The 12,826-nt window shown below is 70.1% G+C and carries 13 protein-coding genes and 2 pseudogenes; 10 read left to right on the forward strand and 5 right to left on the reverse strand.

Going from position 1 to position 12,826, the window contains the following annotated elements:
• Positions 1-20: 20 nt before the first annotated feature.
• A complete protein-coding gene (locus tag V5E28_RS29550) occupies positions 21-362 on the reverse strand; it encodes an STAS domain-containing protein (RefSeq protein ID WP_336211662.1) in 342 nt (113 codons plus the stop codon).
• Between the two features lie 172 nt (positions 363-534).
• On the opposite strand from V5E28_RS29550, the gene V5E28_RS29555 reads away from it, so the two are divergent.
• On the forward strand, positions 535-906 hold the full coding sequence (locus V5E28_RS29555) for a hypothetical protein (protein ID WP_336211665.1): 372 nt from the start codon (positions 535-537) through the stop codon (positions 904-906).
• 181 nt (positions 907-1,087) lie between these two features.
• On the opposite strand, the gene V5E28_RS29560 is transcribed toward V5E28_RS29555, so the two are convergent.
• Entirely contained in the window at positions 1,088-2,299 is a 1,212-nt protein-coding gene (locus V5E28_RS29560; RefSeq protein WP_336211668.1) for an MFS transporter, read from the reverse strand.
• Between the two features lie 179 nt (positions 2,300-2,478).
• Between V5E28_RS29560 and V5E28_RS29565 the strand changes: the two genes are divergently transcribed.
• Together V5E28_RS29565 and V5E28_RS29570 are read left to right on the forward strand one after the other, a co-directional pair.
• Positions 2,479-3,615, forward strand: coding sequence for a hypothetical protein (locus V5E28_RS29565; RefSeq protein ID WP_336211671.1), 1,137 nt, complete (start codon positions 2,479-2,481; stop codon positions 3,613-3,615).
• A gap of 258 nt (positions 3,616-3,873) precedes the next feature.
• Complete coding sequence (locus tag V5E28_RS29570; protein WP_336211674.1) at positions 3,874-4,104, forward strand: hypothetical protein; 231 nt, start codon at positions 3,874-3,876, stop codon at positions 4,102-4,104.
• Between the two features lie 97 nt (positions 4,105-4,201).
• On the opposite strand, the gene V5E28_RS29575 is transcribed toward V5E28_RS29570, so the two are convergent.
• Positions 4,202-7,000, reverse strand: a complete 2,799-nt coding sequence (locus V5E28_RS29575) for an AfsR/SARP family transcriptional regulator (RefSeq protein WP_336211676.1) — start codon at positions 6,998-7,000, stop codon at positions 4,202-4,204.
• Positions 7,001-7,096: 96 nt separating this feature from the next.
• Here V5E28_RS29575 and V5E28_RS29580 point away from each other — a divergent pair, with 96 nt between their 5' ends.
• The 7 genes and pseudogenes from V5E28_RS29580 to V5E28_RS29610 all read left to right on the forward strand — a co-directional run bounded on the left by V5E28_RS29580 (position 7,097) and on the right by V5E28_RS29610 (position 11,044).
• On the forward strand, positions 7,097-7,549 hold the full coding sequence (locus V5E28_RS29580) for a carboxymuconolactone decarboxylase family protein (RefSeq protein ID WP_336211678.1): 453 nt from the start codon (positions 7,097-7,099) through the stop codon (positions 7,547-7,549).
• Between the two features lie 32 nt (positions 7,550-7,581).
• Entirely contained in the window at positions 7,582-7,872 is a 291-nt protein-coding gene (locus tag V5E28_RS29585) for a hypothetical protein (protein WP_336211680.1), read from the forward strand.
• A 103-nt stretch (positions 7,873-7,975) separates the two neighbouring features.
• Entirely contained in the window at positions 7,976-8,365 is a 390-nt protein-coding gene (locus V5E28_RS29590; protein WP_336211905.1) for a nitroreductase family deazaflavin-dependent oxidoreductase, read from the forward strand.
• Positions 8,366-8,471: 106 nt separating this feature from the next.
• A complete protein-coding gene (locus V5E28_RS29595; RefSeq protein WP_336211682.1) occupies positions 8,472-8,840 on the forward strand; it encodes an NAD(P)-binding domain-containing protein in 369 nt (122 codons plus the stop codon).
• A gap of 37 nt (positions 8,841-8,877) precedes the next feature.
• Positions 8,878-9,498, forward strand: a pseudogene (locus V5E28_RS49655) (MFS transporter); the annotation flags it as partial.
• 76 nt (positions 9,499-9,574) lie between these two features.
• Positions 9,575-10,183: pseudogene (locus tag V5E28_RS29605) on the forward strand (HAD-IC family P-type ATPase); the annotation flags it as partial.
• A complete protein-coding gene (locus tag V5E28_RS29610; protein ID WP_336211686.1) occupies positions 10,184-11,044 on the forward strand; it encodes a potassium-transporting ATPase subunit C in 861 nt (286 codons plus the stop codon). It begins immediately after the preceding pseudogene.
• 12 nt (positions 11,045-11,056) lie between these two features.
• Here V5E28_RS29610 and V5E28_RS29615 read toward each other — a convergent pair whose 3' ends face one another.
• Together V5E28_RS29615 and V5E28_RS29620 are read right to left on the reverse strand one after the other, a co-directional pair.
• Positions 11,057-11,707: a hypothetical protein gene (locus V5E28_RS29615; protein ID WP_336211687.1), complete on the reverse strand. Its 651-nt coding sequence runs from the start codon at positions 11,705-11,707 to the stop codon at positions 11,057-11,059.
• A 32-nt stretch (positions 11,708-11,739) separates the two neighbouring features.
• Complete coding sequence (locus V5E28_RS29620) at positions 11,740-12,819, reverse strand: DNA polymerase III subunit beta family protein (protein ID WP_336211690.1); 1,080 nt, start codon at positions 12,817-12,819, stop codon at positions 11,740-11,742.
• Positions 12,820-12,826: the final 7 nt, after the last annotated feature.

The raw sequence follows: 12,826 nt of genomic DNA on the forward strand, positions 1-12,826 counted from the left end.
TCAGGTGGGGGCGGGAGTAGTCAGCAGCACGCCTGCCGTAGATCCGCGTACGGCGGAAACGCGTCGGCGAGCTCGGCGACCGTCAGCAGCCGGGCCAGCAGCCCGTGCACGCCGACCAGTCGCAGGTAGCCGCCACGTCGCTCTGCCTCCCGCTTTTCGGCGATGAGCGCGCTCAGCCCGCTGCAGTCGCAGAAGCCGAGCCCGCTGACATCGACCACGATCTTGACCCGGTCGCGTGCGATCAGGTCGGCGCAGGCGCCCACCAGGTACGCATCCGTCCCCAGGTCCAGCTCGCCGTCCAGCCGTACGACCGAGACATCCTGACGGTCATCGACGTGCAGCGCCAGCCGACTCTGCCACATCTCCCCTCCAGCAATCCGACGAAACGGACACCCTCCGCACACAGCACAGAGGTGGGCGAAAGGTCTCCCAACCGTAACCCCGGTCCCGCCGAGGGCCAATCATCGGCGACCCAACGAACGGCAAGGGACCCCATTACTCCCGAGGGCGCCGGTCCGCGCACGATGCCAGTCCATGGATTGTTCCAGTTGCTGGAACTCCCCAGCCATCCGCGTGCAGGGCCGCGCCGCCGACCTGCTCACCTTCCCCACCGGCGACGGCGAGCAGGTGAGCATCTCGCCCATGCTGTTCGGCACCGTGCTGGACCGGGCACCCGGCGTCGAGCAGTTCCAGATCCTCCAGACCACCCCCACCACCCTGCGCGTGCGCCTGCGGTCCGGCGACGGCACCGACATCGACCGCGTATGGCAGAGCGTGCGCGACAAGATCACCCACCTGCTCGCCGAGCACAGGGCCGGGGACATCACCCTCGAACGGGCCGCCGAACCACCGCAGCGGTCAGCAGGCGGCAAATACCGCAGGATCATCCCACTGGCGAAGCCGTGACGACGCCGCCGAGCAGGAAGGTGAGGGAAGCGAGGGAGGTAACGGCTACTGTCGATGGCACAGGGAGGTTACTTTGATCACCCATATCAGCGTTGCAGTCACGAGGTCATGATCTCGAAGAAGTGAGCACGTCGCCTGCGATAGTCCTTCACGGGTGCGGGGTTCCCGGACGGACAGGGGTTCAGGTGGCCTCAGGAGTCAGCTCCGCCGCCTCCTGGACTGCCGGCGGCTTGAGGAAGCTGGTGGCCCAGGCGGTCGGGATGGCGATCACGGCGATGATCAGGCCGGTGACCAACGGCGCCGAGGCGTTGAAGTTGCTGATCGTCACGCCACCGGCGGCCGAGCCGACCGCGATTCCCACGTTGACCGCGGAACCGGGCAGCGAGGACGCGAGCGCGCCGCCGGGGCCGGCCAGGCTCACCGCGCGGAACTGGAGCGAGGGCACCATGACGCCGACGAACAGCCCCCAGACCGACAGCACCAGCGCCACCGGCAACGCGATCGCGCCGACGAGGCGGAGTGCCAGCAGGCAGGCCGCTGTGCCGACGGTCGCCACGATGAGGGTGCGCGCGGCGTTCTTGTCGGCGAACCGGCCGCCGCAGAATGCGCCCACCGCGTTCGCCATGCCGTAGGCAAGCAGGAACACGCTGATCAGCGCGCCGGAGATGCCCGTGACGCCGTCCAGAAACGGCACGATGTAGGTCAGCGCCGAATACACCGCCGCGAAGACCAGGAAGTTCAGGACCAGCACGGCGAGCACTCGCGGGGCGAAGGCGTACCTGGCCTGGCCGGCGACGCCACCGCCGGTGCGGGGCGCGGACGGGACGAGTGCCAGCGTGGCGACCAACGCGACCACGCTGAGGATGATGATCCCGGTGAACGAGCCGCGCCAGCCCAGCGTCTGGCCGACCAGCGTGCCCAGCGGCACGCCCAGCGCGGCCGACACCGCGATACCGGAGATGATCACGGAGATCGCCCGGCCCGCGCGCTCCGGCGGGACGATGGACATGCCCGTCACGAACCCCACGGCGATGAACAGGCCCTGGACCGCGCCCGCCACGACGCGCATCGCGACGAACAGCCCGTAATCGGGGACCACGACCGGGATCAGGTTGGCCACGGCGAACAGGATGAGCGTACCGATCAGAATGGCCCGTTTGTTCAGGTTGAGCGTCAGCGCGGTCAGGAGCGGACCGCCGATCGCGATCCCCAGCGCGTAGGCGGTCACCAGCGTGCCGACCGCGGCGGCGGAGACCCTGAGGTCGGCGGCGATCAGGTTCAGCACGCCGACCACGAGCAGTTCGGCGCAGCCCAGCACGAACACCCCGAAGAACAGCGTGGCCAGGGCGAAGTTCGTCCTGCCCCGGCTCAGCGCCGCTTGCTGGGTGTCCATGTGCGCCTTCCTTGCCGTGCCGCGCGTGGTCGTCTCAGCAATACCTTGAACCGGCCGGCTCGCAGTTCGCGCCGCGCCGGACCGAGTCGCATCACATAACTGAACGTAACCGTAATAACGCGAGATGTAACGGGTACCTTCGCCGAGATGGCAGAACCGCCCGCACCGGATGAGGCTCGATGATCGTGAATCCCTACGCCGCGGCACCCTTCAGCTATGTCTCCGTGCCTGGCGCCACGCCCTACTCGATCGTCGAGCTGATGCCGGGCGCCCGGAATCTGATGGCCCATCTCCAGGTGGCGTCCGGCGAACGGGTGCTCCTGCTGGTCGAGCACACGGCCGACCCCGTCGTCATCCAGGCCGTCGCCGCGGCTGCGGCCTACCGCGACGCCGACGTGCACGTGTTGTCCGTGGCGCCGTTCAGCCCCGGCGGCTGGGACAGCGAAGTGACCCACCAGCTCGAGACGGCTGCCGTCCGGGAGGCCGACGTCGTGATCAGCGCCACGTGGTGGGGCGAGGTGCACAGTGCACCGCTCTTCTTCGACCAGATCAGAGCCCTGCCCGTCCGCTTCGCCTCGCTGCACATGGCCGCCACCGCCGGCGCCATGCTCACCGGCGCCCGGTTCCCCAACGAGGTCTTCTACGCCATCAAGCATCGGGCTCTGTCCCGGCTCAATACGGCCCAGAGCATCCGCGTGACCTCCACGCTGGGAACCGACCTGACCCTGTCACGGTTCGCCTTCACCCTCGACGAGGGCCCGATGGGGCCCGGTGACTGGCAGCCGTTCCCCTACGGCGGGGCCAACTTCCATCCGGCTGACACCGAAGGCGTCCTCGTCATCGAGGACTCCACCTTCACCGGGATGCCGGAACAGCCGGTGCGCATCACGTTCAAGGCAAACCTGGTGCGTACGATCGAGGGCGGGATCGCCGCCGAGCAGATCCGCCGCGCCTCGCCCGGTGGCTACTACCTGCGGCATGCCCTGATCGGGCTCAACCCCAAGACGCGGCTCGCCGGTGGCACCCAGTTCGAGCGTGAGAAGCACGCCGGGGCCTTCTACTGCGGCCTCGACGCCCTCTTCGACGGCGCCCCGGTCACCGACAGGCCCGGCTTCGCGCACTGCGACTGCCAGATCGACCGGCCCACCATCCATGTCGACGGCGAGCCGTTCGTCGACGGCGGCCGCCTGCTGCTCCTCGACGACCCGGAGATCCGGGAGGTCGCCGCCCGGTTCGGACCGCCCGACGTGATCCTCGACGACAATCCGCTCATGATCCTGCCCCGTCGCTACACCGGGGGACGGACGACCCGCTGAAACCGCTGGCCGTGTCCCGCCATCGCGAACGCCGCACGGTCACCGGGACCACGCCGACGCCATGACCTTGTGCCCTTTCCGATCAAGCGCTGGGGCTTTCGTCGGAGACCGCCGAATCCGTGCGAGCTCGGCGCGGAATTCTTGATGTTGGCGATCAGCTGAGGGTGGCGGATTTGCCCCATCTAGCATGGGGATCATGCCTGCCATCCGAGACGCTTCGCCGGGTTCGCGATCGGCTCGCTCGTGCCCTCGCCTCAGGTGTACGACCCCGGTGGGCCGACGTGCACGCTCGACGACTTCGCGGTCGTGGATGATCATGATTGGGTCACGATCGGCGTCGATCTCCTGCGCGCGGTCACGGAAGAGGCGCGTCGGCAAGGCGCGGCCCAGGTCGTGGTGGTGTGCGGCCACGCGGACGAGGCGAAACGAGAGGCGCTCCGCTTGGCCGGGCTCTCCATCGCATCGGAATGGTGGACCGCTCCGCTGTGACGGGCCGCCGTCAGCCGAATCTCATATGCCGATACGCGAGTCACACGGTGTTCCGGACGCCCCTCTCGCCGGCCAACGGGAAGCGGCACGCGGGCGCCTACGCACGCTGCGCGATCACGGACTCTCCCGCATGCTCCAGGAAGGTGCGGACCTCCTCGGCCTCCGGGACACCGAGCTCCCCGTAAAGGCCCAAAGCCAGCCGCCCATGCTCACAAGCCTGCTCCGGGCGCCCGAGTGCGAGGTGGGCGCGCGCCAGCCCGTCGTGAGCACGCGCCTGCTCCGGCCGGGCGCCCGTCAGGTCGGCGAGCGCGAGCGCGGCCGTGTGCTCCTCGATCGCCTGAGCCGGGTCGTCCGCCGCCTCGGCCAGCCCGTTGAGTGCGGCCGCCTCGTCGGTGGTGTTGCCGAGCTTGCGGTAGAGAGCGGCGGCCTGCTCGTGGCGGGTGCGTGCCTGAGCGAGCTCGCCCTGGTGGCGCAGGACGACGCCGAGGTGGTTGAGGATCACGGCCTCTCCGGCCGGATTGCCGACCTTGCGGTGGAGCGCCAGGGCCAGATCGAGATGGCGCCGGGCCTCCTGCGGGCGGTCGGCCCGGTCCAGGACGAGGGCGAGGATGCCGAGCACGTGGGCCTCGCCCCAGGTGTCGGCGCCGATCCGGGTGAGGTCGAGTGCCTGCTTGAGGTACTGCTCGGCCTCCTTGTCCTGCCGCCGGCGCAGGGCCACGTTCCCCAGCGTGAGCAGTGCCCTGGCCCGCTCGTACGGCTCCTCGCACGCCTCCAGGGCCAGGTGGGCGTGCTCCTCCGCGCGCTCGTACTCGCCGAGCCGCCAGTAGGTCCACGCCAGGTCGCTGAGCGCCTGCACCTCGAAGTCGCGGTGGTCGTGGCCGAGCTTGCGTGCGCGCTGGAGCGCCAGGGTCTGCAGCGTGAGCGCGTCGTCGTGGTGTGCCTGCCGGTCGAGGTAGGGGCGCAGCGCCAGGGCCAGCATGCCCACGCAGATCTCGGGTCCGTGGACGGCGGTCGCGATGATGTTGCCGCGTTCGGCGTCCAGCCAGGTGATCGCCTGTTCGGAGTCGCGGATGGGCGGGATCGGCGTGGTCGGCTGCGGAATGCCTTCCCGGTGGCTGAGGCTGTCGGGGAAGAGCCGGTCCACGGCGGCGCGGGAGCGGTGCAGATAGTAGGTGAGCAGCTGCAGGACCGGGAGGGTGCCGTCGTCCTCGGCGATCGAGCGCGCGTGCTCGCGGAGCAGGTCGTGGAAGGTGTAACGGCCCGGTTCGAGCTGCAGCAGCATGTGGGCGTCCAGGAGGCCTTCGAGGAGCTCTTCGGCCTCCTCCTCGGATATCCCGGCCAGCGCGGCCGCGCCGTACGGATCGATGTCGCGCCCGGGCGCCAGCCCGAGCAGGCGGAACATGCGCTGCTCGGCCTCGTCGAGGTGCTCGTAGGACAGGGCGAAGGCCGCCGACACCCCGTCCAGGAGCCGGCGATGGTCCCGTAGCCGGCCCGCCAGGTAGGACACGGTCCAGCGCGGGCGGTGCTGGAGACGGGCGGCCGAGATCCGGATGGCCAGCGGGAGATGCCCGCACAGCTGCAGCACCTCGCGTACGGCGTGCGGCTCGTCGCGAGCGCGTTCGCCCACGATCCGCCCGAACAGCCCGGCGGCGTCCTGTTCGCCCATCACGTCGACCGACAGCGCCTGGGCGCCGTCCAGGGCGACCAGACGCCGCCTGCTGGTGACCAGGACGAGGGTGTCGGAGTGCCCCGGCAGCAGGGGGCGCACCTGGTCGGCGTCCAAGGCATTGTCCAGTACGGCCAGCACCCGGCGATCGGCCAGCTCGGCGCGCCACAGGGCGCTCCGCTCGACCAGGGTGACCGGGATGCGGTCGGCGGGCACCCCCAGCTGGCGCAGCAGCGCCTCCAGCGCGGCCGCGGCGTCGATCGGCTCCCGGCCCGCGGTGTGCGCCTGCAGGTCAAGGAAGAGCCGGCCGTCCGGGTAGCGGGCGGCCAGCCGGTGGGCCACGTGGACGGCGAGGGTGGTCTTGCCGATCCCGGCCATGCCGTCGATCGTGACCACCGGCCCGTGGTGCTCGCCCGCGAGCCGTTCCAGCTCGGCGGTCCGTCCGGAGAAATCGGGAATGTCGTAGGGCAGGAAGGTGGAGCGACGCGGCGGGCCGGAAACCACGGGTGCCGCGTCAGCCAGGCGCAGGGCCGGATCATCCGCCAGTACCGCCCGCTCCAGCTCGGTGAAGGCGTGCCCGGGATCCAGGCCCTGTTCGTCGGCGAGGGCCGTGCGGTAGGAACGCGCCGCGGCCAGGGCGTCTGCCTGCCGCCCCGCCCGGTGCAGGGCCAGGACGAGATGGCCGTTGAGCTTCTCGCGCAGCGGGCCGGCGGTCACCTGGGCGGCCAGCTCGTCGAGCAGAGCGCCGTGCCGTCCGGCGGCGAGCTCACCCTCCACCAGGCGCTCGTATGCCGAGAGCCGCCGGTCGTTCCAGAACTCCCGGACGCCGCTGACGTAATGCGCGTGCACGTCCTCCAGCGCCTCGCCGCTCCACAGATCCAGCGCCTTGCGCAGCTCGCCGGCGGCGACCAGTTCGGTGAACTCCTGCGCGTCGACCTGCCCGGACTCGGGCTGCGTGACGTAGCCGCCGGTCCTTGTCTGGAGGAGCTGTACGGCTCCCGCACCGCGCAGCACCTTGCGGATCGCGGTGATCGAGGCATGGATCTGCGATCGGGCGGTGTCGGGCCGGTCGTAGCCCCACATCGCGTCGATCAGCCGATCGATGCTGATCACCCGGCCGGAGTTGAGCAGGAGGTAGGCCAGAACGGCCCGGTGACGTGGGGCGATGCCTGTCAGGGGCACATCGTCGACGCTCATCTGGACGGGGCCGAGCAGGGTGAAGCGCAGCATTGTCCCCCCATCACCTTCGCATCGTGCGCGCATAGCGAATGTATCAATTCGGGCAGCCACTCTGATCTCACACGAACCGAGACGAAGGAAAACACGATGGAAGCCCGGATGAAGAACCCCGCCACGATCATCTCCGCCGCGCAGAAGCCGATCTTCGAGCTGATGCAGGCCGCCCAGTCGCAGGGTCTGCCCCAGGAGCTGATGGAGATGATCCACCTGCGGGTCAGCCAGATCAACGGCTGCAGCTTCTGCGTCGACGCCGGCCACAAGAACCTGCGCAAGCTCGGCGAGAGCGACGAGCGCATCGGCCTGGTGGTCGCCTGGCGCGAGGCTCCGTACTACACCGACGCCGAGCGGGCCGCGCTGGAGCTGGCGGAGGCCTCGACCCGGCTGGCCGACCACACCGACGCCGTCTCCGACGAGGTCTGGAACAACGCCGCCGACCACTTCGACGAGCAGCAGCTGGCCTCGATCCTGCTGATGACCGCCGTCACCAACCTCTTCAACCGTCTGAACGCCCCGATCCGGCAGATCGCCGGCAGCTGGTAATCCCCGACCCCGTACGCACAGGAGACACCGAGATGTCCGTCGTCCGCTCGCACCGCTACTCCGTCGCCGACGCCGACCTGGAGGAGTTCCTGGCCCGCCGGAGCTCGCTGATCGCGACTGTCCGGGAGGGACACCCCGGGCTCACCCACGCCATCCTCATCCAGCTCGAGGACGGCACCTATACCGACACCTGGCACTGGGAGAGCGCCGAGCAGCTGGGTACCGCGCTCGCCGCCCTGCCCACCTTCTCCGAAGCGCCGCTGACCATGGCCCTCACCAAGGACAACACCGCACAGAACGGCCAGGTCGTCGACGAGCACTGAGACGCCCGGCCGATGAACTGCCTGGAGGTAGACGATGGCACAGAAGCAGAAGACAGGCGGTCGCGGAGGGACCGGGGCGTTGTCCCGGTGGATCCAGCACCGCATGAACGGCCGGATGAACCGCAAGATCCGCGGCGGCCACGGCACGTTCATGGGCATGGACGTGCTGATCCTGAACACGGTGGGCCGCCGGAGCGGGCAGCCTCGGGAAACGCCTCTCGCGTGGTTCGCCGACGGTGAGGACGCCTGGCTGGTCGTCGCGTCGGGCGGCGGGAGCCGGCACGCGGACTGGTACCTCAATCTGATGGCGGACCCCGACCGGGCGTCGGTCGAACTGCCCGGCCACGCCGCCGTGCGGGTCACGCCGCACGTGCTCGACGGCGCCGACCGTGAGCCGGCGTGGAAGCGCATCACCGCCGCCCAGCCCCGCTACGAGAAGTACCAGAGCAAATCCGACCGGCAATACCCAGTGGTCCGGCTCACCCCGCGGTGACGCGGGTCGCTGACTCACCACCAGCGGGTCTGGGCGGTCTCAGACGGAGGCCGCCCACCCACCCGGGCGCGACCCGGCAGTGAGCAGGAAACGCGAAGGAGATCTGATGCACATCGCAGTCATCGGCACCGGCAACATCGGCCGGACTCTGGGTGAGGCGCTCGCCGCGGCCGGACACGACGTCCGCTACGGGTCGCGCACGCCCGAGGAATCGGTGCGCGAGGCCCTGGACGGCGCCGAAGCGGTGATCGTCGGGATCCCCGGCGACGCCGTCGACGGCGTCGTGGCAGACCTCCTCTACTCCGCCGACGAGAGCGACCGCAAGACCGTCGAGCGCCTCGTCCGCGACATCGGCCTCAACCCCGTCTACCTCGGCCCCGGCCGGCACGACCTGCTCGACCAGCTCCTCCACCTCTGGTTCACCCTCGTCAACACCCAGGGCCGCGGCAGGCACCTGGCCTTCAAGGTCCTCTGACCGGGATGTCACGGTGCTTCTCCACGAGGTTCCCCTGATGCTCCGACGCCTCGTCCCCTCCGCCTACCGTCCGTTGCTCGCCAACCGCGTGTTCCGACGGCTGATCCTCGGCTTCGCGGTCTCGTACCTCGGGGACGGGATGAGCTTCGTCGCGGTGGCGTGGCTCGCCATCGAACTCGCGCCGCAGGCGACCGCGGGGCTGTGGGTCGGCGGCGCGGTGGCCGCGTACACGTTGCCTGGCGTGGTCGGCGCGCTGGTGTTCGGTCGCCGTCTGCGCCGGGTGCCGGCCAGGCGCCTGCTGCTCGCCGACAACGTGGTGCGCGGCGTGTTCCTCGGCGTCGTACCGCTCGCCTGGCTCGCCGGGCTGCTCACGCTGCCGCTGTACGTCGTGCTGCTCGCGGTCTCGTCCCTGCTCCACGCGTGGGGCAGCGCGGGCAAGTACACCCTGCTGGCCGAGCTGCTGCCCGGCGAGCAGCGGCTCGCCGCGAACACCCTCGTCAGCTCGCTCAACTTCACTGCCACCATCGCCGGGCCCGCCATCGCCGGTGTGCTGGTGACGTACGTCAGCTCCGCGCTCGTGCTCGGCCTGGACGCTCTCACCTACGTGTTCCTCGCCGTGCTCGTCGGCCGAACCCGGCTGCCGGAGTCGGGGCACGTCCTCCCCGTCGACCAGGCGGCCGCGCGCGGCGGGCTCACATTGCTGCGGTCCCATCCCGAGTTGCTCGGGCTGCTGAGCCGACGAGGCCGGGGTGGACGACTTCCTGGCCGAGGCCACTCCCGAGGACAAGCTGGCGCTGATCAGGAAGGAGCAGGAGGGCGGCCGGCTGGTCGCGATGACCGGGGATGGCACCAACGACGCCCCCGCCCTGGCCCAGGCCGACGTCGGCGTGGCGATGAACACCGGCACCTCGGCCGCCAAGGAGGCCGGGAACATGGTCGACCTCGACTCCAACCCGACCAAGCTCATCGAGATCGTGGAGATCGGCAAGCAACTGCTCATCACCCGGGGCGCGCTGACCACGTTCTCCATCGCCAACGACATCGCCAAGTACTTCGCGATCATTCCCGCGATGTTCGCGGCCGTCTACCCGGGCCTGGACGCGCTCAACCTCATGCGCCTGGCCAGCCCGCAGTCCGCCATCCTGGCCGCGGTCATCTTCAACGCGATCATCATCATCGCGCTGATCCCGCTGGCCCTGCGCGGGGTGCGCTACCGGCCGGCCAGCGCCTCCAAGCTGCTGTCACGCAACCTGTACCTCTACGGCCTGGGCGGCATCATCGCGCCGTTCGTCGGCATCAAAATCATCGACCTGCTCATCCAGTTCCTGCCGGGGATGTCATAAATGGAACGCCTGCCAAGCTGGCTGCGCCAGCACCTCGCCGCGCTCCGTGCGGTCGTCGTCCTGACCGCGTTGCTCGGCCTGATCTACCCGCTGGTCACCACCGGCATCGCCCAGGCGCTGTTCAACGGCAACGCCAACGGCTCGATCGTCCAGTCCGGCGGCAAGGACGTAGGAAGCGCGATCATCGGCCAGTCCTTCACCGACAAAGACGGCAACCCGGTCGCCAAGTACTTCCAGTCCCGGCCCTCGGCGGCCGGTGACGGCTACGACCCGACCTCCACCAGCGCCAGCAACCTGGGCCCCGAGGACATCGTGGACACGCTGCCGGTGCCCGGCGCCAAGGACGAGCAAGGCAATCCGGACCAGGGCCGCCAGTCGCTGCTCACCCAGGCGTGCGCCCGCTCCAAGGCAGTCGGCGAGCTGGAAGGCGTCAGCGGCGCCCGCCCGTACTGCACCCCCGACGGGGTCGGCGCCGTGCTGAAGGTCTTCCCCGACCACGCCGTCAGCGTCAACCAGGCCTGCCCCGCCACCCCCTTCACCGCCACCTACCAGGGGCTGAAGGTGGAGTGCGGCAAGCCGGGCGAGGACTACGCGACCGGCCGGACCATCCCGGTCAAGGGGAACGCGGAAACCCCCGCCGTCCCGGCTGACGCGGTGACGGCCAGCGGCTCCGGCCTGGACCCGCACATCTCCATCGCCTACGCCGACCTGCAGGCGCCCCGCGTCGCCAGGGAACGCGGCCTGCCCACCGACCAGGTGAAGGCGCTGATCGGCGAGCACACCACCGGCCGGGCACTCGGCTTCATGGGCGAACCCGCCGTCAACGTGCTCGAACTCAACCTGGCGCTCGACGGGTCATGAGCCCGACCTGCGTCAGGCGGTCGTCAGCGTACTGATGGCCTCGCTGAGGGTGTGCTGCTCGTCTTCGGGCAGCCACCGGGCGGCGTGGACCATGTGCAAGGCCGTGGCAAGCCGTACCCGGTCGTCATCCGTCCCCAGATCGGCGAGGTAGGCGGGCAGTATCAGCCCCAGGGCCTTGAAGTCGCCGCGTTCGCAGAACCTGGTGAACAGAGCTGTCAGGAGACCTTCGGCGGGGCGTGGCTCCGCCGCGCCGGTGGAGCGCAGTCCCTCGGCGATCGCCGCCCGGGTCCAGTCGGCGTACTGCCCGGGCGGCACCTCGTCGATGTGAGCGGCGGCCAGCTCGAAGTGCTCCCGCGCCCTGTCGGGGTCATCCAGATCCGCGTACGCCTTGGCCATGTTCACGTGCAGAGACGCGTAGAAGGCCGTGACACGGTCGTCGCCGACCAGATCCGCGCGGTTCAGGCACTCCTGATTCCAGTGCAACGTCTGCTGGGGGGTGGGCTGGTGCCGCGCGAGGTAGTGGGCGGCGACACACGCCTCGTAGTCGTCGCCGGCGGCCTCCCACGCCTGCAGGAAGAGGTCGCGGGCGTCGGCGTCGCGGCCTTCGGCCTCGGCCTGCATCCCCTGGGTGCACAGCCTGACAACGGGGTTGCTCGGGTCCATGGTCTCGCTCTCTCGATGGGTCGGGTGAAGCGTCACTCGTCAGCCGCGGTGTCGCGGACCGGCATGACCAAGGTGGTGAAACTGCCCTGGTCGGCGGAGCGGACGACCACGGGCTGGAAGGGCGACGAGATCTCCAGCAGCACGTCAGGACCGACGCCGGCATCGAGCGCCGAGAGAAGGACTCCCGGGTCGAAGGCGATGCACACAGCCGGCCCGGTGCAGATGGCGGCCGGCACGGAGGTGACCGAGCCGCGGGAGGCGATGGTGAGCTGCTGCTCGCCGGTACGCAGGGTGATCGGCTCGTCGTGTCCGGCAGCGGCGATCGTCGCGCGAAGGGCGGTCCGGTCCACGACGATCCGGTGCCGAGCGGCCGGCAGGTTGTCCAGCATCAGCTGGTAGCCGGGAAACGTCTCGTCGACGGTTGGGAGGTCACGTGCGGAACTGTCGCCGTGCAGCCGCACGCCCTGCTGGTCCACCTCGATGCGCACGTCCGGCAGACGCATGGCCCAGGACGCGACGTCCTTCATCTCCGCGACGCCGACCAGGAAGCGGCACGGGGCGCCTTCGAAGGAGAAGGGCCGCAGCGCGCGAACCGCCAACCGGTAGCGGTCCGTGGCCACCAGCCGCACCTCCTGGCGTTCCAGTTCGACCAGGACACAACCGAGTACCGGGAACTCCTCCCGCACGGGCGCGGACCCCACAGCCGGGGCGACCTGTCGTACGGCGCTGGCCAGCTCTGCTCCGCCGAGCCGCACGGTGGCCCGGTGCGCACCGCCCGGCAGATCACGGAGAATCTCCTCGACCGCCGCCTGGGCCGACGCCGCGGTCTCGCGCGCCCGTCTGGCGTGCCCTTCCAGAACGGCACGGGCCTCCTCGCGCGTACCGTCGAGTACCACCGAGGCGTCGGTGAGCGGCATCCCCGCTTCACGCAGCCGCCGCACCAGCACAGCGCGGAGCTCCTGGGCCGGGGCGTAGTAGCGGTAGCCGGTCACATCGTCCACGTGGGCGGGACGCAGCACGTCGCAGTCGTCGTAGAACCGCAGGGCGCTCGGCGCCAACCCCACCCGGCGTGCGAAGGCGCCGATGCTCATCAGCGCGTCGATGTCGTCCATGGAAGCG

The sequence above is a fragment of the Nonomuraea sp. LPB2021202275-12-8 genome, assembly GCF_037044575.1.
Lineage (GTDB): Bacteria > Actinomycetota > Actinomycetes > Streptosporangiales > Streptosporangiaceae > Nonomuraea.